This is a genomic window from Sodalinema gerasimenkoae IPPAS B-353, from assembly GCF_009846485.1.
GTDB classification, from domain to species: Bacteria; Cyanobacteriota; Cyanobacteriia; order Cyanobacteriales; family Geitlerinemataceae; genus Sodalinema; species Sodalinema gerasimenkoae.
Genome location: NZ_ML776472.1, coordinates 4696407 through 4716302 on the forward strand (window position 1 = coordinate 4696407; position 19896 = coordinate 4716302).

Consider the following 19896-nt stretch of genomic DNA (forward strand, 5'->3'; position numbering starts at 1 on the left):
AACATGGCACGACAAATTCACAACCGCTGGAGTATCACCGGCGAACTCAAAGCCCAAACCCCCATCCATATCGGAGGCGTTGGCGGCGACGCCGACACCGACCTAGCCCTGGCCGTCAACGGTCGCGGTCAATACTACCTCCCCGGAACCAGTCTCGCCGGCGCCTTCCGCAGTTGGATGACCCGATTACCCAATCAAGATGACGCATCCATCAAAAGCATCTGGGGCGACCATGAAACCAAAGATTATGGGGCCAGCCAGATTATCATCGACGACGCCAAAATCCAGACCCGCAAACCCATCGAAATTCGCGAAGGAGTAGGCATTGACCGCCACAGCGGAACCGCCGCCGAACGGTTCAAATACAGCCGCGCCATCCTCCCCAAAGGGGTCAGTTTCGCCCTTAACCTCACCTTTGACAGCCAAACCAACGACGACCCCATTGCCCTCTGGCAACTCCTCAACGCCCTCCAAAACGGAGATATCCGCATCGGCGCCGCCAAAACTCGCGGCTTAGGACGGGTCAAACTGGAAAATCTGAACATCCACCGCCAAGATCTCAGTCATGCCGCAGGTCTATTCAACAGCCTCCTCGACGGTGGAACCCCGCAACCCTGGACAGACCTCGAAGCCAAAGCCGCCTACGAGATGCCCCTGTCCCTGGACTTTCAAATCGCCTGGACGCCCCGAGACCCGGTCATGGTGAAAGCCGAAGCCGACGGGATTGCGGTAGATATGTTACCCCTCGTCAGTCAAGTCGACTCAGGCGTACGCTTCGTCATTCCCGGAAGTTCCCTCAAAGGAGTCCTGCGGTCCCACGCCGAACGGATTATCCGCACCGTCTGCCAAACCCCCACCGGAGAAGACTTTGCCGACCAAATCCACCTCAATCTCATCAACGAGATTTTTGGGGCAGCATCTAAGAAGGCCCAAAAACAAGGTCAAATGGGGATTCTCTTCCTCGATGACTGTTACGGAACCCTCCCCATCTCCGAAGACGGTTGGTTCAACGTCGAACGGGCTACAGACTTACATGATGGCTTCAAGTCCCAACTGCAAACCGCCGTCGGGACGAAACCCTATCAGAAACTCCAGCCCGCCGTCCATGTGGCCATTGACCGCTGGACAGGGGGTGCAGCGGAGGGGATGTTGTACAGCGTCCTAGAACCGATTGGTGTCGAGTGGGACCCCATTGGCATTCAGGTCGATTTAGCGCGACTGGAGGAATGGTCTCCTGACCAAGTGCAACCGGCCGTTGCCCTGTTGTTACTGGTCTTACGGGACTTTGCCAACCGCAAGATTCCCATCGGTTACGGCACCAATCGCGGCATGGGAACCGTCGCCGTCACGGACATGACCCTTCAGGTTCAGGGAGACAGCGACATCCCCGGACTGGCGGGAGAACTCAGCCTAGGACCCGATTTTTCCCAACTCAGCGACGACTTACGTTTGGAATTAAGCGTCGCCTGGCAAGACTGGATTGAACAAAACCAAACGAAAGGTGCAGCATGACAGAAAAATTATACAGTTGGGTCAGTCGATCGCCGATGTCCCTAGACCAAGCCATTCAGACAACTCAGGCGCAACAGATGGGGGCCAATGCCCTCCTCTACTCCCCCCAGTCCTGCGATCTCGCCCAAGTTCAAGACGGCAACGTCTGCGGTAGCGATGGTCAACCCCTAACCCTCAGCCACTACTTTGAAGCCCGAATTTTCAATGAAACCTGTGAAGTGCGTTGGCTAAATGAGAATCAGGGAAATGGGTTTCTCGTGATTCTCGCTGACAGTGATCTCGACCTCAATTCTGAGACATTCAGCTGCAAGGAAACCACCCTGAACAGTCATCTGAGTCAAACCTATCTTCTTTGGGGTAAAGCCATCCGCCAAGTTCAACCTCAAGGGGGCTGGCAACGCCTGGCCGAAGCCCGCATCGGCAAACTGGATGTACCCCTCAGCCAGTCGTTGAAAAAAGACCAACGGGTTTCTCTACAGTCTCAGGAATATCTTGCTGAGGTGGATAACTTTGGCAATGTTGCCGTCATTGAAGAACGTTTAGTTAAATTGGAGGTTCAGTAATGTCTGTATTAAAAGGTGAGTTGAGAGTTGGAAACAACGGGTCAATTCAATTAAGGTTTCAAGACGAAAACCAAACCAATAAAACAATTGGGATTGGCAATAAAATCCTCACAAAATCCTTCTACAACACCTATCAAGAAAATCCCCAAGCCCTGGATAGGCTAGAGGTCGAGTTTGAACTAGACAACAACCAACCCTGTCGAGTTCGAGAAGTGGGTGGAGTCTTTCGGGATACTCCAAAACCTAAAACCGTTAGGCCCCAGTGGTTTCACAATCCCTATAACTTTGTCCCTGCCTTACCTCGGAATAATATAGCCGGGGAGTTGGGCGATCGCAAACCCATCGGTCATGGTCGTTACCACACCAACCACTGGACAGGACGCATCGCCGTCAAACTCACCACTATCACCCCCCTCCTCATTCCCGACGCTTCCGAGATGGAGGAAGATGCACAAGGTCATAAAACCTTCCCCACCCGTCTCGACGCCCAAGGGAAACCCTACCTTCCCCCCACCTCCCTGAGAGGGATGTTGCGGTCCGCCTACGAAGCCGTCACCAACTCTCGCCTCTCCGTCCTCGACCCTCATGATATGCGGTTAGCCTATCGAATGCCTGCCAAAATGGGCTTAGAGATGGTTCCCGCCCGCATTGAAAACAACGAAATCAAGTTGTATCCCGGCACATCCGGCATTGGTTCTGATGGTCATCCTCAGGGTCCCATGTATGCTGCCTGGCTTCCCTTTTATAATCGCAACAGCACCAAGCCCCACCGTAAACTCACCTACCCCGATGGGTCTTTGCCTCAACATGGGGATGCCGTAGATTTTTGGGCAGAAAAGTTTGACAGACAAAACCCTAGTGGCGCGTCAGTTTTCTCCTATTGGAAAGTTCGTAAAATCGTCAAATCTGGAGGAAACCTCGGGACTGCCCCCAATCGATCATCAGGTTCGGGACGTCACCAATCAGTTGGACAAGAACTCCGTCAATTTTCTGGATTTGTCTATATCACCAACAAAAACATTGATGGCAAACATGATGAACGAGTCTTTTTTAGTCAAAATGCTCCCATTTCTTGTCCTCTGTCTAATGACCTGAGAACTAAATGGAAAGAACTCATCACCAACTATCAGGAAATTCACAAAGACGACCTTCGTAAAGGCTGGACATCTCCCCCCGCCCTCAACAATTCCTGTTGGTCGCGACAGGTAATTAGTGGGGCCGCTGAACGCCAGTTACGTGAGGAGTCACTCTGCTATGCCAAAACCCGCAATTCGGGTCAAGGCTGTCAAGTGGACGAACTCTATCCCGTCATGATTACTCGGGGACTGTTCAACCAAGCCCCCATCTCACTACTACATTCAAGTCTCAAGCCGGCTACCCAAGCCGACAAAAGCCAACTTTCTCCAGCAGACCGAGTTTTCGGCTGGGTTAACCAACAAGGTAAAGGGTCTTACAAAGGACAACTACGGATTCATAGCGTCACCTGTCAAAGCAATAACCCCCTTGATGACTTCAGCCGTACTCCCGTCCCCCTCGCTATCCTCGGACAACCCAAACCCCAACAGGCGCGATTTTACAACGCCCAAGACCGCCAAGGAACGCCCCTCAATCAAGGCGGTTCCAAAGACAGCGGTTACAAATCCAGCAATCAAGGTTTACGAGGTCGGAAAGTCTATCCTCACCATCAAGGACTCCCCAACGGTTACTGGGATAATCCCCAGCAAGATAATACCCAAAACGCCGTTCAAGGTCATTACCAAGAATACCGCCGTCCCCAACAAAACGGAGTGGAACAAAAAGACGACCAAAATCGGTCTCTGAAAAGCTGGGTCAAAGTGGGGACTGAGTTTACCTTCGATATTGATGTGGTGAATTTATCCGAGGTAGAACTCGGCGGCTTGTTGTATCTCTTGACCCTCCCGGACATTCATTTCCATCGTTTAGGAGGTGGAAAGCCTCTAGGTTTTGGCAGTGTCCGGCTAGATTTAATCGAGTCCGAGACGGATTTACGTCCCGGTCAGGATTGGTCGGAGTTTTATCAAACCCTACTCCCCGATGAGGTCGTGGTTAAACCCATCAATGTCAGTCAATGTGTGAAAGCCTATCAAAAATCCGTAGAAGCTGCCTATGGCGGAGACTTTGAGGATGTACGCTTTGTTGCGGCCTTCTGTCGTGCAGCGAAAGGCTTTAATGATAGGGCTGCGGTTCGCTATCCACGAGTGACTCCACATCCGACTCCTGAAGGGGAAGCGTTCAAGTGGTTTGTAGAGAATGAACGAGAAAGCAAAAATGAATCGGGAATGAAACTGACGCTTCCAGATTTAGCGGATCCCGCTCCTGACAGTTTCCCAATTCAGCCAACAACTCAATCTTAAGTCCACGAAAAACAAAATGAAACTTCTAACTTTTCTAGGCACGGGAAATTACGCTCAAACCACCTATACTTGGGAAGACAAAGAGGTCACAACTAAGTATGTCGCGGCGGCCATCAATGATTTTTTCGACATTGACACCGTTCAAGCCTTTTTGACCACGGAAGCCCGAGACACTCATTGGATGATGTTCTCAAAAGCTGTGGAAAATGCTGAGGAGGTTTTTATTCCATCAGGTCGCTCTGAGGAGGAACTTTGGCAAATTTTTGAGGCGGTTGTGAATGCCGTGGAACCTGGGGAAACGATTGTTTTAGATGTAACGCATTCGTTCCGTTCCATTCCACTGTTTGTCTTCCTGGCGGGGACTTATTTGCAAAAGTCCCGTAATGTCAAGATTGGTGGCGTGTATTATGGGGCTTATGAACGCGATCGCCCGCGATCGCCCATTTTTGACCTCACCCCAACCCTCAAATTCATCGATTGGCTGACGGCGACGGATAAATTCCTCGATACCGGTTCTGCCAAAGATTTAGGTCAACTTCTGACCAATATCCAACGTGACTTTTACAAGCAGGGACGGCAAAAACGGGAACCGGTGAGTCCTCGTCAATTGGGTGGTTTTGGCAAACGAATTCAAGCGATTTCCGAAAGTATTGAGTTGGTTCGTCCTTTAAAACTCATGGAAGAAACGGCCCTTTTAGACAAAATTTCTTACGAAGATTTACAGGAAGATGTCGGTGCATTTGCCCAACCCTTTTCATTGTTGCTCGATAAAATTCAAGCCGATTATCATCAATTTGCTCTCGCTAACCCGCGAGACGCGAGTTCCCAAGAAACCTTACGTAAGCAAGTTGACTTGCTAGAGTGGTATATTGACAAATCGTTGAGTGCTCAGGCAATTTTACTGGGGCGAGAGTTAACCATTTCAGTCCTATGTACGGCACTGAAGTTTGACTACCTCGGCAAAACAGAACGTCAAGATGTTGAACGGGGTCTAAATTCTTTAGTCGACTGGCGAAAAGATACTCAAAAACCTCGCCCCCTAGCTTTAGAAGGTTTGGTCACGATGATCCCAGACTTAGACTTAGATTGGTTATCCAAATTTTGGTCACACCTTCGAGATGTCCGCAACGATTTAGCGCATACTGAGATGCGTTCAGATTCACTATCGGCTGCAAAAATGAGTGAATTTGTCAAGAAAGATTTGCTAAAAAACATCAAAATGCTTATGACAATTCTACCTTGATCAACTCAGAGGAGGAATAAACTCAGAGGAGGCTCAGAATTGAATCAAATTAAAGTAGGGGCGAAAAATTTTTCGCCCCTACTCCTCAACCTCCTCAATCTCCTCCTCCAAACAGTCTTCTTCCGTCTCGACATCACAATCGATATCCCGCTCTTCCTGACTTGAAGAAAATACCATGTTACAGATGGATTGGGAACAACAACTACAGCATTGTGCCTGGTTATCTCCATCTGAGCAAAATGAAACCAAAAATCCAGAGATACTATACGATAGAAACGTGCGGCGAGGATATTGTTTGAACGGTTTTTGACCATACTGGACGGAGATTTGAGGCTGTATATTTTGGCACGTCTTGTTGGAAGTTGTGAGGATTTTGGCTGCCTCATGACAATCCCGAAATCGCTGTCTTGAGCGAGAAATTGCGGTCATCAAATCCGTCTCCAAGAGGCTGTTTTTGACATAACAGGAACAGGACTCGCCTTGGTGCAAAATTCGGTAAGCACAGGAGTAGCCTTTTCGGGGTGAAATATACGTTTGATATAGGTCAATTAGGGCAACGAGGAAGCTGCGGCTACAGCGTTCTAAGGGGGCTAACGTAATAGACTGAAGCCAAGAGATTAGGGGGAAATTCAAGGTTTTAGTCATGGCTGGATTGTTTGATTAATCTAAACCTTATGGCAAGCACTGCAACAAAAGGGACATCTACTAGATTATCCTAAGAGCGAACCCTTGCGATCGCCCTGACATCCTTAAAACCCTACGTCAACCCCTGTATCCTATCAAATCAGAGTCGATGAGTCCGCATCAAAAACCACATCCTCATACAACGCCTCAAAACTCCCCTGAAACTCAAGACTTTTTAACTCAAACATCCCGTCAACGGGTGTATAACTTTCCAACGTCCACACCCCACCGTCCCCTCGCCGAAACATCTCCACTCGTTGCTTCTCCGTATTGATTAACACATACTCTTGCAAACTCTCTAAACTTTGATACGCAGCAAACTTCTCACCGCGATCAAACGCTTCCGTAGAGGGAGATAGCACCTCAACAATTGCCGTTGCCATGAACTCATACTCCGATTATAGTCAGCCGGAAGAGTCCCACAAAAAAGCCCCACTCCGAGAGGGAATGGGACCATTCGAGACGAACACATGAAAACGAGAATATCCTTAGCCGCAGCCGCTTCCAGTTCCTTTGCAGACCTTCTCGCCGACGCTACGATTGCGACCCCGTAACGTCGTGACATCGCCGCCGTTGTAAAGGGTTTGTAACCCGGCTTCCATGAATCCGGTCATCTCGACAATTAAGAGTCCTGATTCCCGCAAAATCTGCCGGGGAGACTCGCCAATCCCGCTGACGAGGAGGGCGCGACAGTCTTGTAACTGGTCAGCTAACAGTTTCCAACGCCGTGGCCCCATACCCCGTTCTGGGGTGGGTCGTTCTTCCACGAGGGCAAAACCATCTGGGGTTTGTTGCCAAATCTGTAACCGCACGGCGTCGCCGAGATGTTCGTTGACTAACACCCCTTCAAAGGTGGCGACGGCGACGTAGGGGCGTTCGGCTTCCGGCTTGCGGGGTAGGGTGGAACAGTCCGTGAGACAGCCCCGGAACTCCTCAGAACGGTCTTCACCCAGTAAGCCCACGGCATCAGCGCGGCAACGGGTACAGTGGGTCATGGGGGTGATGAACTCCCCAGCATGACGACGCAGGACGGCCATTTCTTTGGGAGAGGGTTCGGGTAAAACGCCAAAGGGAGTGTCTGGGGTGGGATACATGGGCATGGCGTTGAATAAATCTACACCCATGGCGGCGACGGTTTCGGCAATTTCGATCGCATGATGTCATTCACCCCTGGAATCACCACGGTGTTGACTTTCACCACCACATCGGCAGCTTTCAAGGCCCGAATCGCCTCCATCTGACGACTCAACAGGCGTTCCGCCCCCTGTCGTCCGCGCAACACCAGGTTTCCATCCCGGAACCAGCGATAGACTTTGGCACCAATGTCAGGATCGATCGCATTCACAGTCACCGTCACATGAGACACCCCAATACGGGCAATTTCTTCGACGTGTTCTGCTTTTAATCCCATCCCATTCGTGGCGAGACAGAGGATTAAATCCGGGAAGCGTTCTCGCAACAGGCGCATGGTTTCTAGGGTTTCCCAAGCATTGGCAAAGGGGTCCCCCGGCCCGGCAATTCCGGCGACGGTGATGCGGGGTTCTTTCTCTAGGATTTTCGCCATGTACTCGGCCGCCTGATGGGGTTCGAGGACTTTACTGGTGACACCAGGACGGCTTTCGTTGACGCAATCATATTTACGATTGCAGAAGTTGCATTGCACGTTGCATTTGGGGGCAACGGGAAGGTGCACTCTCCCAAATTTCCCTTTAATTTTAGGGTTAAAACAGGGATGTTGGTCGAGGTTTAAGGGGGTTTTGGTGGAGTTTAGGGTAGTCATAGGAAATAGGGAACAGGGAACAGGGAACAGGGAACAGGGAACAGGGAATCTCGTAGGGGCAATCCCTTGTGGTTGCCCTCTTGTGGGTTAGATATAGCCGTAGCCAACGGGGGAGTCCCGTTGTTTTTTGGCGATGATGGCGTTTACCGTTAAATCAAAGAGGTTTTGGCTGCCCCGATAGCCGAGATGGAGGATGCGTTGTCCGCCCATGCGATCGTGGATGGGGAAGCCGACGCGAATTAGGGGGATTCCTTGTTCGCGGGCGAAGCTGTAGCCTTTGCTGTTGCCGATGAGAAAGTCCGGCTTCAGGGTGAGGGCATCTTGGGCAATGTCGAAGAAATCTACGTCGTCTCGGACTTGGGGGGCTTCTCGTAGCAGTCCATCGGTGACGGCGGCGATCGCATCTTTGAGATAGCCACTCGACCCCCCAGAGGCGCAGAGAACGGGCTGAACACCAATTTCTGAGAGAAAGGCCGTTAAGCCCACCACCAGGTCTTCTTCGCCGTAGACAATTGCCCGTTTGCCAAAGAGATACTTATGGCCATCGGCATAGGCATCCAGGAGACGACCCCGTTCTAGGTCGTGGCGGCGGGGGATGGGGCGATGACTCACTCGCGAGAGGGTGTTGAAAAAGCGATCGCTCTCGCGCACCCCAATCGGCATTCCCATTGCATAGAGAGGCACATCGGCCTTCTCTTGCAACAGTTCACCCCCCGTATCGCCACAGGCCGAGAGAACGCGGCCAAACTCAATCGAGGCGATCGCCTGAGGCATATGGCGAATCGATTGGAGGGAGGTTCCTCCAGATGTGAGTTTCTCATATTCCGCCATCACGGGGGCATCAAGAGTATCAGAATAGTCCGGCAGAATCGTCGGTTCTAAGCCAAAGTCCTCGCAGATATCCCGCAGATGACGTAAATCCGCCGTCGAGACAAATCCCGGCATCAGATTCAGAGGTTTCGTGCCAATTTTAATGTCTTCATCCGCAGATTCGGGAATGGGAACATCCGTTAGGGCAACTTGGGCGATGGTCTCCCGCACAACGGCATGAAACCCTTCCATATGAGTCCCGGAATAGCTGGCGGTGGAAACGTTAACAACCGGAATCTCAGGATTGGGACATTCAGCATCAGCATCAACACGCCATTCCCGCAACAACATACTCACATCATCGCCGATGGTTTCTGTTAAACAGGTCGTCGCCACGCCAACGGCGTTCGGAGCGTATTTACCAATGGAGTTGTTTAACCCCAATTTGAGGTTAGACCCCCCGCCATACACGGCGTGTTTCTCACTCAGAGAAGAGGAGGCGATGTCGATGGGTTCACGGAAATGGCTGATAATATAGCGACGCATATAGGTCGCACAACCCTGAGACCCATGCAGAAACGGCATCGTTCCTTCAATCCCCCGAAAGGCAATACAAGCCCCAAGGGGTTTGCAAAGTTTGCAGGCATTGGTTGTGGAAATATAGGGATGACCGGTTTTGAGTTTTGCGGTGTGTTTCATGGTTAGGGAACAGGGAACAGGGAACAGGCAAGAGGGGTAGGGGTAGGGTGTGTTCCGGCTGGCAAGAGGTGTTGGCTTTGGCGTTCAATTAGAACTTGCCGGAACGCACCGCTCGCTGGGGGAACACACCCCGGCCCCCTCCGGTGGAGGGGAGGACCCACCCCGCCCTGGCGGGCACCCCTCCCTAGAGGGGAGATGTAGGGATTAGCCTGTTCTTCGGGGCATGAATTGCCAGACTGGACTCATCACAGTGCTGTGAACTTCTCGGGCGAAGTTCAACATTCCTTCAAAGCCTTCTAGGGCTTCCTTGCGTTCGTGATTGTGGTCGCAAAATCCTAAGCCTAACTTGTAGGCAATGGGACGTTCTTTTACGCCACCCACGAAGATATCTACATCCTTTTCTTGCAGAAACGATGACAGTTCTAAGGGATTAGAATCATCGACAATAATTGTGCCTTCGTCGGTGATTTCTTGCAGTTCTTCGTAATCCTCTTTTGTCCCCGTTTGCGACCCTACCATCACCACATCCATCCCCAAGAGACGGAAGGCTTTGACTAGGGAGAAGGCTTTGAACGACCCGCCGACATAAATTGCCGCTTTTTTCCCTTCTAAGTCTTTCCGGTATTCCAACAGTTTAGGATAGAGAACTGAGAGTTCTTCCCGGACAAGAAGCTGGGCGCGTTTGAGGATTTCTGGATCATCCTTGAAGAAGCGGGCAATTTTGTACAAGGCTTCTGCCATGTCTTCGACACCAAAATACGAGACTCGTTCAAAGGGAACGCCGTAGGTGTCTTGCATCATTTTAGCTAAGTCTAAGGTGGCTCCCGAACATTGAACCACATTCAGGGCCGCACCGTGCGATCGCGAGATATCGGCTACCCGACCATCTCCGGTGATGTTGGCCACCACCTGAACCCCCATTTTCTCGAAGTATTGCCGGATAATCCAAATTTCTCCGGCTAGGTTGAAGTCTCCGAGGATGTTAATACTGTGAGGGGAAATGTCGGAGGTGTTACCGGTTCCCACCAGGCGGAACATGGCTTTACAGGCGGCATTGTATCCCGCCCGTTTGTTGCCCTTGAAGCCTTCGGATTGCACGGGAATGACGGGGATTCCGGTTACCTCTGTCACTTGATTGCAAATGGCTTCTAAGTTGTCGCCAATAATGCCCACAATACAAGTTGAATAGACAAAGGCCGCCTTAGGTTCATAGCGTTCAATCAGTTCGAGAAGTGCATTTTTGAGCTTCTCTTCCCCGCCAAAGATGACATCTCGTTCTTGTAAATCCGTCGAAAAACTCAAGCGGTGCAGTTCAGGACCCGAGGATAACGCACCGCGAATGTCCCAGGTATAGACGGCACAGCCGACGGGACCATGAACGAGATGCAAGGCATCGGCGATGGGGTAGAGGACAACCCGTGAACCGCAGAAGACACAGGCCCGTTGGCTGACTGCCCCGGCCAGGCTTTGTTTGTTGCATTCGATCGCAAATGGTTCTTTGCCTTTACGGTAAATTTGCGTTTCACGACCTTTGAGAACAGTCGGTTCCATGGTTAGAGGCTCGAAAGAATGAACAATAAAAAGCAACTGGAAGGAGCTACTTCGTCAGTAGATACTTGTCGGCGGTTTCGCCTTCTTCGAGGGCATCCAGGATCTCATCGAGTGCATCTTCGTCCACATTGCCGTACCAGTCCCCTTGGGGATAGACCATTAGCACGGGACCGCGATCGCACATCTTGAGACAGCCAGTCGTCGAGACGACCACATCTTCCAAATCGCGATCGATCAGCTCATTTTCCAGGTACTGCACCAGGCTCAAAGAGCCTTTCTTGGTACAAGCACCTTGGGCGTCGCCACGGGTGCGGAACCCGCCACAGATAAACAAATGATGTTTGGGAGTTTGCATGATTGTTCTCCACAATTGCAAAAGGGATTAAGAGGGGAAGCGGCTAACGCCGTCCCCCAGGGTGACCTTAGAGAACTAACTCAAAGGTTTCATCAGCATCATCGCGATCCTTGCGATCGAGTAGGGTGTTGATGATGGTGCAAAGCAGATGTAAACTGCCGCCATAGCCAAGGGTGGGGAAGTAGCTATGTCCCACACGGTCGAGGATGGGCCAACCGTAGCGGACAAAGGGAACATCTTCAGCCCGAGCGATATACTTGCCGTAAACATTGCTGATGAGCAGATCCACCGGTTCTTGTTTCATCAACTGGTGCAGATAGAACAAGTCCTCATTATCGCGAATCACCGCTTCAGGAACCGTCTCGCCTAGAATGGCTTGAGTGCGATCGCGGAAATACTTAGACTCAGCCCCAGTAATGACATAGACCGGCTTCGCACCACAGGTCACCAGCATTTCCACCAGAGGAACCACCTGATCCGGGTCTCCAGCGATCGCCACCCGTTTCTCATACAGATAAGACTGCATATCCGTCATTACATCCACCAGGCGACCGCGAGCGTTGACAATCTCGTCCGTCGGCTGAGTTCCGGTGACCTCCATCAGAGTTTGCACCAGGCGGTCCGTGGCAGCAACCCCAATCGGTAAATCTAAGATGTGATGGGGAACCTGACATTTTGCCTCAAGGGCGATCGCCGCCTGGGTACTCGCTTCGGGGCCGAGGGCGATCGTTGCTAAACTATCCCCAGTGGTTTTCAGGGCCTCAACCGTCGTCCCACCCTGAGGATACATTTGGAAATGCCCAGTTTGCGGCGTATCCACCACATCAGACGTATCCGGGAACGTCACCGCATCAATGCCCCAAGTGGCGAGCATTTGTTTCAATTCGCGAGTGTCTGACGGTTCAACATAACCCGGAATCAAATTCACCTGATTACGGGACTCACCGCTGCGTTCAGACAGATACTTCACCATCGACGCCGTCATATTCGACCAGCCGGTGATGTGACAGCCGACATAACTGGGAGTATTGGCATGAATGACCGTTTTTCCGTCAGGAATCACACCACTCTCAGTGGCTTCCCGAATAATCGTCGGGATATCATCGCCAATCGTTTCTGACAGACAGGTGGTTGTAATCGCCACCACCGGGGGATCATACAACTGGTAGATCGTCTTCAACGCTTGGCGGAGATTTGCACCGCCGCCGAACACCGCTGTTCCTTCCGTAAAGGAACTCGTCGCCGCCATAATCGGTTCCCGGAAATGGCGTGTCAGGTGAGAACGGTGATAGGAACAGCAGCCCTGAGACCCGTGGGAATGGGGTAAACAGCCATGAATCCCCAGGGCAGAATACATCGCGCCGATGGGTTGACAGGTTTTCGCCGGGTTAACCCGTAAGGCTTTGCGTTCAACTAAAGTCGTAGGAGTTGCGTCTAACATGATCTTTGGGAATGTAGGGAACAGAAACAACGTAGGGGCAATCCCTTGTGGTTGCCCTCCGGGGTAGGGTGTATTCCGGTGTCGTCAGGGCAAACCATTTGTCGCCCCCGACAAGCCGGAACGCACCGCTAGGATTAGTTCAGCCAAGGAGCCTTGACGTACTTCCAAACAGGAGTATTGACCCGTAAATCGACATCTTTGGCAAAATTGACCGCACCCCGGAACCCAGCAAAAGGTCCACCGTAGTCGTAGTTGTGCAGTTGCTTACAAGGAATGCCCAACTTCTCAATCACGTACTTGTCTTTAATCCCAGACCCAATCAAGTCCGGTTTGAAGCGTTCAATCAGGACATCGAGTTCATGATGGGAGATATTGTCCACCAGCAGGGTCCCTTCACCCATATCCGGCATCATGCCTTTGTAATCCTTGAGGGTTTTGTTCTCCTCCATCTTGGCAAGAGCTTCTTCCGAAAATGGGGGCTTATACCGTTCGGGATCTTGCTTGACGTGGATTTCTTCAATGTTGCGGCTGTCGGCATCAATTTTGATGTTCGGCAACGCCTCACGACCTTCGTAATCATCCCGGTGAGCAAACTCATAGCCAGCCACCACGGTTTTCATACCCAGGTCTGCAAACAACTCTTGGTAATGGTGCGCCCGAGAACCACCCACAAATAGGAAGACGGTCTTTCCAGTCAGCCGTTCACGATAGGTGGCCAGTTGAGCCTCGGTTTCCGCCATCTCTTCGGCGATGACCGTCTCAATGCGTTCGGTCAGTTTCGGGTCGTCGAAGACTTCGGCAATCTTGCGTAAACTCTTAGCAAAGGCATTGACACCAATGAAGTTCACCTTAATCCAGGGAATCCCGAATTTGGTTTCCATCATGTCCGCCATGTAGTTAATCGACCGGTGGCACATGACCAGGTTCAACTTCGCCAAATGGGACTCGGTGGCTTCATCGTAAGACCCATCACCACTAAACTTGCTGATGACTTCAATGCCACATTTTTCGAGAACCCGCTCGATTTCCCAGGTATCGCCGCCGATGTTGTACTCACCCATCAAGTTGACGGTGTAGCCTTCAACCTCTTCGGCCGCTTCATTGGTGCCAACCCAATTTTTAAAGAAACCATTGTTGGCGATGTGGTGTCCAGCGGATTGACTCACGCCTTTATAGCCTTCACAGTTAAAGGCAACAATGCTGATACCGAGTTTCTCGGACATTTCCCGAGAGACGCCTTGAATGTCATCCCCAATCAATCCTACAGGACAGGTGGAGTGAACGGTAATCGCTGGGGGTTGGAAGATGTCATAGGCTTCCTGAATCGCTTGGCGGAGTTTGGTCATGCCACCAAAGACGATGTCATGTTCCGTCAAGTCCGTGGTAAAGCAGTAGTTGACGAAGTTACGGCCATTGGCGCGGGCCCGGAATTGGTTGCGGCGAATCAGCCAGGAATAGTAAGAACAACCGACGGGACCATGAACAATATGAACTACATCGCCGATGGGACCGACAACCACCCCTTTACAACCGGCAAAGGCGCAACCCCGCTGGGTGATAATGCCTGGGGTGGTGCGGACGTTCGCATCAATGGTTTGTTCAGGCTGATTGGGGTCCCGGACTACAATGTGTTTGGCCCGTTTTTTGCCAACTTTGGCCGGATAGGCCTCAACAATATCTTTAACGGCGGTCTGGGTCGTGTTCTGGTCAATGGGAGAAGGAGCTTGCTTCACATCCTGCGAAGCTTGGGCGATTTGGCGTTCCAAATCGGTTTGGGTGCGTGCTGTATCAGTCATAGGAAGGTTCCTCGGTTAACCAGTCATTTCATCAAGGGCAACTCGTCCGATTTCTCCGGTGCGGACGCGAACCGTCTCAGTCACCGGGAGGACGAAGATTTTGCCATCACCTGGATTTCGGGTTTGATTCGTGCGAATGAGGGCGGTGACAACCGGCTCAACTTGTTCGTCAGGAACGATAATGCTGAGAAGGCGTTTGGGAATCAGTCGGGGAATTCGCCCCAGAAGGGGGAGAACTTCGGTGGCATACTCGGGATTCTGATTGAGGGCTTCGACGGCTTCGGCTTCGATGGCCTGTCGCCCTCGTCCGGTCACTTTAACCGCATTGAATCCAGGAAATCCGGCATCCACGAGCGCCTGTTTGGTGCGCCCGATTTGGTTCATGCGAATTACGGCTAAAACTTCTTTCATGGGTCTGTTTCGCGTTCTGACGCGACCTCACAGTTAGGGAGAACAAGGATTAGGGACTAAACGGTGACGGTGGTTTTCGCGTCAGCAGTTTCCTTGACTCCGGTACTGATGGTATAGACCTCTTCGACAGGGCTGACAAAGACTTTACCGTCGCCGTACGCGCCCTCAGTTCCGGTGCGAGCGGCATCCAGAATAATGCCAATTACTGCGTTTTTGTGGCGTTCGTCAATGACAAGCATCAACAGTTCTTTGGGGAGTTCGTCGTAAACCACGTTGCCGATTTTCAGTCCCCGCTGTTTACCGCGTCCAAAGACATCAATTTTGGTGACGGCGGGATAGCCTGCATCGAGCAAGGATTGCAAAACATCGGGAGTTTTTTCGGGGCGCACGATCGCCCGTATCATAATGTTAGTCATGATCAGCAATGAGCAATGAACAATAAAAGGGGGGAAGGTCTCCCCCCACAGAGTTTGGGGGATAAACGTTGCACAGCTAAAGCCGCAACCTTAGACAGTAGCGTAGAGTCCGAATTCCATGAGCAGGGTTTCGAGTTCTTCGTTCGCTAGAGGCTTGGGAACCACATGATTGGTGTTTCCATCGATGGCCCGCGCCAAGCTACGGTAGTGTTCTGCCTGCTCAGATTCCGGTGCATATTCAATCACCGTCTGGCGGTTCAGTTCGGCGTGTTGAACAATGTTGTCCCGGGGCATGAAGTAAATCATTTGTGTTCCCAAGGATTGGGCCAAGGCAGAGATTAACTCATCTTCCCGGTCCACTTTACGGGAGTTGCAAATCAGTCCACCTAGACGTACACCACCGGTACCAGCGTATTTCTGAATCCCCCGGCAGATGTTGTTGGCGGCATACATTGCCATCATTTCGCCGGAGGTGACGATGTAGATTTCTTGGGCTTTTCCTTCCCGAATTGGCATGGCAAAGCCACCACAAACCACGTCTCCTAGTACATCGTAGAAGGCGTAGTCGAGACCCACTTCTTCATCGTACGCCCCGAGTTGTTCGAGCATACTGATAGAGGTGATAATCCCCCGTCCAGCACAGCCAACACCGGGTTCGGGACCGCCGGATTCCACACAGAGGGTTTTGCCAAACCCTTCTTTGCGGATATCTTCGAGTTCGACTTCGTCTCCTTCTTCCCGCAGACTGTCTAAAACACTCTTCTGGTGCAAGCCTCCGAGGAGGAGACGGGTGGAGTCGGCTTTGGGGTCACAACCGACAATCATGACTTTGCGACCGAGTTCGACTAAACCTGCCACGGTGTTTTGTGTGGTGGTGGATTTGCCGATTCCGCCTTTTCCGTAAACAGCAATCTTACGCATGATTCAACCTCGTATTTGTAGAATCTAAAGTTCTGTTGTTAGGGCAGAATAGCGCTTGAGGCTGAGAAGAGTTAGAACGTTCTACTCATTCTAAACGCTCGTCCTGTCCAAGATGATCTGGGTAGCAGAGGTTGTTCTGATTTCGGACTAGAAAAATCTCTGTTTCTCCTTTTTCATCTGAATCTACTATAGGTCTTATTTTTAACAGCAACTGTAGCATTTATTGCAAAATAAGAGTTTTATTTATTGTTATTTACTGCGTATTTTGAAGTATTTGTAGCAGTTTAATTTTTTCTTAATAAAAAAACCCTATAAAACTATTCTTTATGGATTTTAAGACTCCCTTTATATTTGTCAAGTTTATGTTCTTATGCAAACCTAGCTCAACTATCGCTCGCTGACCGCAACTCGACTATCGCTCGCTGACCAGGTACTACGAGATTTCCTCATTAAAAAAGCTGTAGAGTGCACAGACAAACTCTACAGCAATCTCTAGAATTCAATTTTTAAATGATGGCTAGATGAGGCGGTTACTCCTAGACATCCAGGGTTTCCAGGACTAAATCTGGGGCAACACGATCGCGCAAAGTTCGTTCAATAAACCCTTTGAGGGTCAGGCGAGAACTGGCGCATTGCCCACAAGCGCCTTGGAGAGACACATAAACCAAATTGCCATCCACATCATAGAGGTCCACATCCCCACCATCTTCAAGTAAGACGGGACGAATCTCCTGATTTAAGACTGACTGAATCAAGGCGATTTTCTGTAAATTGGTCAGATTGACAATTGGAAGCGAAACCGGCTCTTCCTCTTCAACAGGTTGAGCGGGCCTGGAGGCGGTGGGAGTTCCTGACTCAGTGGTGGCGGTGGGAGTCTCATAGACTTCTGCCACGAGGTCATCGAGTTCCGCTAAACAGGACCCGCACCCGCCACCGGCTTTAATGTAGTTGGTCACCTCTTCGGCGCTGGTGAGATGATTGTCGCGAATGACTCGTTTAATACGAGTTTCGGTCACGCCAAAGCATTGACAGATCAGGGGAGACTCGTCATCATCATCCTCAACGGCGATCGCCACACCGTGATAATTGGCAATGGCAGCTTCCAAAGCTTCCTGTCCCATGACGGAACAGTGCATTTTCTCCTGAGGAAGTCCCCCGAGAAAGTCAGCGATGGCGCGGTTGTCGATGCGCAAGGCTTCATCGAGGGTTTTGCCCTTGACGAGATCCGTTAACGCCGAGGAGGAGGCGATCGCACTGGCACAGCCAAAGGTCTGAAACCGGGCATCAAGAATCAGATCGTTGGCTTTCTGAATCCGTAGATGCAGCCGCAGGGCATCCCCACAGGCAATACTTCCCACTTCACCGACGGCGATCGCCTCTCCGTCTGTACAGTCTTCTGGAGCGATCGCCCCCATATTATGGGGTTCGTGAAACAGGGTCATAACTTTGTCAGTGTAATCCCACATGATGAGGCTCCTTCCAGAATAAATAACAGGTAGGGGCGTACCCTTGTGGTCGCCCTCTTCTCTTCCGGCAATCGGGGTTAGGCAATGCCGACTCGTTGAGTTTGTTCTTGTAACCAGGGATGCGTGGCTTCGTTGTCTCGGGAAAAGGGAGAGAGATCTCGTAATCGTCCAATCATCGGCGATATCACCCCTAACACCTGTTCAATCTCAGCGCCGGTGGTATAGCGCGAAAGACTAAAGCGAATCGAACCATGCAGCAGCGTATAGGGTAAGCCCATGGCCCGCAAGACATGAGACGGTTGCAACGAACCCGACGTGCAAGCCGAACCCGACGAGGCACAAATCCCCTCGCGATCGAGAGACAGTAAAATCGCCTCTCCTTCAACATATTTAAATCCGATATTGGCAGTATTGGGTAACCGTAAGCCGGGATGGCCGTTGCGTTGCGTGTCTGAAATGGTGCTGAGAATGCCTTGTTCGAGGCGATCGCGCAACTGACTCATCCGCGTATGATCCTCGTCAAAGGTTTTCAGCGTCAACTCCGCTGCTGTCCCTAAGCCGATAATCCCTGGGACATTTTCCGTTCCGCCTCGTCGTCCCCGTTCCTGATGGCCCCCCGCCAGTAAGGGACGGAAACGCACCCCACGACGGACATATAACACGCCAATCCCTTTCGGGCCATGGAACTTATGACCCGAGAGAACCAAGAAATCAATTAAACCACTGCTGACATCTAGGGGAATCTTGCCCGCAGCTTGTACCGCATCCACATGGAATAACACTCCGCATTCCTTGGCCAGATGGCCAATGCGTTCAATGGGGAAGATGGTTCCAGTTTCGTTGTTGGCGGCCATGACCGAAATTAGGGCCGTGTCGTCACGGATGGCCCGTCGCAACTCCTCTAACTTCAGTTGTCCTTTGCTATCCACCCCTAAATAGGTGACAGCATAGCCTTGTTTTTCCAGCCGTTGTAAGGGTTTGAGGATGGCGGGATGTTCAACGGCGGTGGTGATGATATGGCGTTTGTCTGGTTGACTGTCGACGGCGGCGCGGATGGCGGCATTGTCTCCCTCAGTGCCGCAACTGGTGAAGATGATTTCATTGGCTTCGGCGTGAATCAGGGCGGCGACGGCCTCGCGACTCTCACGCAGGCCACGGGCAACCTGTCCACCAAAGCGGTGCATACTGGAGGGATTGCCGTAAAACTGCGTGAAGTAGGGCGACATGGCCCTATAAACTTCAGGGGCGACGCAGGTGGTGGCGTTGTTATCAAGATAAATGACTGACATGGCGGGGGCGAGGTGAGGGGCTGGGGTTAGGTGACGCTCTGACGGTAGCGATCGTAAAAGCTAAATAGGGCCGTTTCGATGGTGTCGTAGACTTGTACCGGTTCGATGCCGGCATCTCGCAAACGATCCTCGGGTTCGATGCCAATGCGCGAAATCATAACCGCTTGGCAGTCTTGCAGGGTTTCGAGAAGGGCACTGAAGTCCCCGGGGCTGTTTTCTGGGCCGTGACAGTAGGGGGCCACATCACGTACTTCGATGAACTCGGCGTGCGATCGCCTCACATCGTAGATATGAAACTGACTGGCATGGCCGAAGTGGGTATCCACTAAGCCTCGGCCTTGGGTGGCAACGGCCACACGGGCTGTCGGTTCCGGCAAGGTTCGGGTACTGGGGGATCTCGATGGGCTAAGAGTCATGTATCTCCTCCATCAATACGTGAGGGGCAAGTAAGGGGCAAGGTCAAGGAATTTTGTAAGCATTTATACGGATAAAGAAATGCGTAAACACCCTGATGTCCTTGATGTCACTCTAAGACATCCTCTCAGAGTTATAGGCGTTGTCATTACCAAATCGACGCATCGCTC

19 protein-coding genes are annotated in these 19896 nt (G+C 51.5%); 4 read left to right on the top strand and 15 right to left on the bottom strand.

Annotated elements, in window-relative coordinates:
* Positions 1 to 3: 3 nt before the first annotated feature.
* From L855_RS20415 to csx2, 4 genes are read left to right on the top strand one after another with little or no spacing between them, the layout of a single operon-like run.
* Complete coding sequence (locus L855_RS20415; protein WP_159790763.1) at positions 4 to 1512, top strand: RAMP superfamily CRISPR-associated protein; 1509 nt, start codon at positions 4 to 6, stop codon at positions 1510 to 1512.
* Positions 1509 to 2075, top strand: coding sequence for a type III-D CRISPR-associated protein Csx19 (gene csx19, locus L855_RS20420; RefSeq protein ID WP_159790764.1), 567 nt, complete (start codon positions 1509 to 1511; stop codon positions 2073 to 2075). The genes L855_RS20415 and csx19 overlap by 4 nt, the downstream gene beginning before the upstream one ends.
* Positions 2075 to 4450: a TIGR03986 family type III CRISPR-associated RAMP protein gene (locus L855_RS20425; RefSeq protein ID WP_159790765.1), complete on the top strand. Its 2376-nt coding sequence runs from the start codon at positions 2075 to 2077 to the stop codon at positions 4448 to 4450. The genes csx19 and L855_RS20425 overlap by 1 nt, the downstream gene beginning before the upstream one ends.
* Before the next feature lie 16 nt (positions 4451 to 4466).
* On the top strand, positions 4467 to 5693 hold the full coding sequence (gene csx2, locus L855_RS20430; RefSeq protein WP_159790766.1) for a TIGR02221 family CRISPR-associated protein: 1227 nt from the start codon (positions 4467 to 4469) through the stop codon (positions 5691 to 5693).
* A gap of 78 nt (positions 5694 to 5771) precedes the next feature.
* Here the strand turns inward: csx2 and yidD are convergent, their stop codons facing one another.
* The 15 genes from yidD to L855_RS20500 all read right to left on the bottom strand — a co-directional run bounded on the left by yidD (position 5772) and on the right by L855_RS20500 (position 19728).
* Positions 5772 to 6338, bottom strand: a complete 567-nt coding sequence (gene yidD / locus L855_RS20435) for a membrane protein insertion efficiency factor YidD (protein WP_159790767.1) — start codon at positions 6336 to 6338, stop codon at positions 5772 to 5774.
* A gap of 134 nt (positions 6339 to 6472) precedes the next feature.
* Positions 6473 to 6760 (bottom strand): Uma2 family endonuclease, encoded by a 288-nt coding sequence (locus tag L855_RS20440; RefSeq protein WP_159790768.1) that lies wholly within the window; start codon positions 6758 to 6760, stop codon positions 6473 to 6475.
* 105 nt (positions 6761 to 6865) lie between these two features.
* Positions 6866 to 7501, bottom strand: coding sequence for a NifB/NifX family molybdenum-iron cluster-binding protein (locus L855_RS21545; RefSeq protein ID WP_219729966.1), 636 nt, complete (start codon positions 7499 to 7501; stop codon positions 6866 to 6868).
* Positions 7492 to 8157 (bottom strand): radical SAM protein, encoded by a 666-nt coding sequence (locus tag L855_RS21550; RefSeq protein ID WP_219729967.1) that lies wholly within the window; start codon positions 8155 to 8157, stop codon positions 7492 to 7494. Before L855_RS21550 ends, L855_RS21545 begins: the two co-directional genes overlap by 10 nt.
* A gap of 87 nt (positions 8158 to 8244) precedes the next feature.
* A complete protein-coding gene (locus L855_RS20450; RefSeq protein WP_159790769.1) occupies positions 8245 to 9666 on the bottom strand; it encodes a nitrogenase component 1 in 1422 nt (473 codons plus the stop codon).
* Between the two features lie 204 nt (positions 9667 to 9870).
* The gene (nifE, locus tag L855_RS20455; RefSeq protein WP_159790770.1) at positions 9871 to 11217 is read right to left on the bottom strand and encodes a nitrogenase iron-molybdenum cofactor biosynthesis protein NifE; all 1347 of its coding nucleotides are present in this window, start codon (positions 11215 to 11217) and stop codon (positions 9871 to 9873) included.
* Between the two features lie 46 nt (positions 11218 to 11263).
* Positions 11264 to 11572: a (2Fe-2S) ferredoxin domain-containing protein gene (locus L855_RS20460; RefSeq protein ID WP_159790771.1), complete on the bottom strand. Its 309-nt coding sequence runs from the start codon at positions 11570 to 11572 to the stop codon at positions 11264 to 11266.
* 67 nt (positions 11573 to 11639) lie between these two features.
* A complete protein-coding gene (gene nifK, locus L855_RS20465; protein WP_159790772.1) occupies positions 11640 to 13013 on the bottom strand; it encodes a nitrogenase molybdenum-iron protein subunit beta in 1374 nt (457 codons plus the stop codon).
* A gap of 134 nt (positions 13014 to 13147) precedes the next feature.
* On the bottom strand, positions 13148 to 14809 hold the full coding sequence (gene nifD, locus L855_RS20470; RefSeq protein WP_159790773.1) for a nitrogenase molybdenum-iron protein alpha chain: 1662 nt from the start codon (positions 14807 to 14809) through the stop codon (positions 13148 to 13150).
* A 15-nt stretch (positions 14810 to 14824) separates the two neighbouring features.
* Positions 14825 to 15220 (bottom strand): P-II family nitrogen regulator, encoded by a 396-nt coding sequence (locus L855_RS20475; RefSeq protein ID WP_159790774.1) that lies wholly within the window; start codon positions 15218 to 15220, stop codon positions 14825 to 14827.
* 56 nt (positions 15221 to 15276) lie between these two features.
* Positions 15277 to 15636, bottom strand: a complete 360-nt coding sequence (locus tag L855_RS20480; RefSeq protein WP_159790775.1) for a P-II family nitrogen regulator — start codon at positions 15634 to 15636, stop codon at positions 15277 to 15279.
* 90 nt (positions 15637 to 15726) lie between these two features.
* Complete coding sequence (gene nifH / locus L855_RS20485; RefSeq protein WP_159790776.1) at positions 15727 to 16557, bottom strand: nitrogenase iron protein; 831 nt, start codon at positions 16555 to 16557, stop codon at positions 15727 to 15729.
* A 536-nt stretch (positions 16558 to 17093) separates the two neighbouring features.
* Entirely contained in the window at positions 17094 to 18023 is a 930-nt protein-coding gene (nifU, locus tag L855_RS20490; protein WP_159790777.1) for a Fe-S cluster assembly protein NifU, read from the bottom strand.
* A 77-nt stretch (positions 18024 to 18100) separates the two neighbouring features.
* A complete protein-coding gene (gene nifS / locus L855_RS20495; protein ID WP_159790778.1) occupies positions 18101 to 19312 on the bottom strand; it encodes a cysteine desulfurase NifS in 1212 nt (403 codons plus the stop codon).
* A 26-nt stretch (positions 19313 to 19338) separates the two neighbouring features.
* Entirely contained in the window at positions 19339 to 19728 is a 390-nt protein-coding gene (locus L855_RS20500; RefSeq protein ID WP_159790779.1) for a NifB/NifX family molybdenum-iron cluster-binding protein, read from the bottom strand.
* Between the last annotated feature and the right edge of the window lie 168 nt (positions 19729 to 19896).

Bases quoted from the DNA above. Each gene is read 5' to 3' on its own strand.
- csx19 (WP_159790764.1), top strand. From the start codon at position 1,509: ATGACAGAAAAATTATACAGTTGGGTCAGTCGATCGCCGATGTCCCTA.
- yidD (WP_159790767.1), bottom strand. From the start codon at position 6,338: ATGACTAAAACCTTGAATTTCCCCCTAATCTCTTGGCTTCAGTCTATT.
- L855_RS20415 (WP_159790763.1), top strand. From the start codon at position 4: ATGGCACGACAAATTCACAACCGCTGGAGTATCACCGGCGAACTCAAA.
- L855_RS20440 (WP_159790768.1), bottom strand. From the start codon at position 6,760: ATGGCAACGGCAATTGTTGAGGTGCTATCTCCCTCTACGGAAGCGTTT.
- L855_RS20480 (WP_159790775.1), bottom strand. From the start codon at position 15,636: ATGACTAACATTATGATACGGGCGATCGTGCGCCCCGAAAAAACTCCC.
- csx2 (WP_159790766.1), top strand. From the start codon at position 4,467: ATGAAACTTCTAACTTTTCTAGGCACGGGAAATTACGCTCAAACCACC.
- nifD (WP_159790773.1), bottom strand. From the start codon at position 14,809: ATGACTGATACAGCACGCACCCAAACCGATTTGGAACGCCAAATCGCC.
- L855_RS20500 (WP_159790779.1), bottom strand. From the start codon at position 19,728: ATGACTCTTAGCCCATCGAGATCCCCCAGTACCCGAACCTTGCCGGAA.
- nifU (WP_159790777.1), bottom strand. From the start codon at position 18,023: ATGTGGGATTACACTGACAAAGTTATGACCCTGTTTCACGAACCCCAT.
- nifE (WP_159790770.1), bottom strand. From the start codon at position 11,217: ATGGAACCGACTGTTCTCAAAGGTCGTGAAACGCAAATTTACCGTAAA.
- L855_RS20475 (WP_159790774.1), bottom strand. From the start codon at position 15,220: ATGAAAGAAGTTTTAGCCGTAATTCGCATGAACCAAATCGGGCGCACC.
- L855_RS20425 (WP_159790765.1), top strand. From the start codon at position 2,075: ATGTCTGTATTAAAAGGTGAGTTGAGAGTTGGAAACAACGGGTCAATT.
- L855_RS20450 (WP_159790769.1), bottom strand. From the start codon at position 9,666: ATGAAACACACCGCAAAACTCAAAACCGGTCATCCCTATATTTCCACA.
- nifS (WP_159790778.1), bottom strand. From the start codon at position 19,312: ATGTCAGTCATTTATCTTGATAACAACGCCACCACCTGCGTCGCCCCT.
- L855_RS20460 (WP_159790771.1), bottom strand. From the start codon at position 11,572: ATGCAAACTCCCAAACATCATTTGTTTATCTGTGGCGGGTTCCGCACC.
- L855_RS21545 (WP_219729966.1), bottom strand. From the start codon at position 7,501: ATGGGTGTAGATTTATTCAACGCCATGCCCATGTATCCCACCCCAGAC.
- L855_RS21550 (WP_219729967.1), bottom strand. From the start codon at position 8,157: ATGACTACCCTAAACTCCACCAAAACCCCCTTAAACCTCGACCAACAT.
- nifK (WP_159790772.1), bottom strand. From the start codon at position 13,013: ATGTTAGACGCAACTCCTACGACTTTAGTTGAACGCAAAGCCTTACGG.
- nifH (WP_159790776.1), bottom strand. From the start codon at position 16,557: ATGCGTAAGATTGCTGTTTACGGAAAAGGCGGAATCGGCAAATCCACC.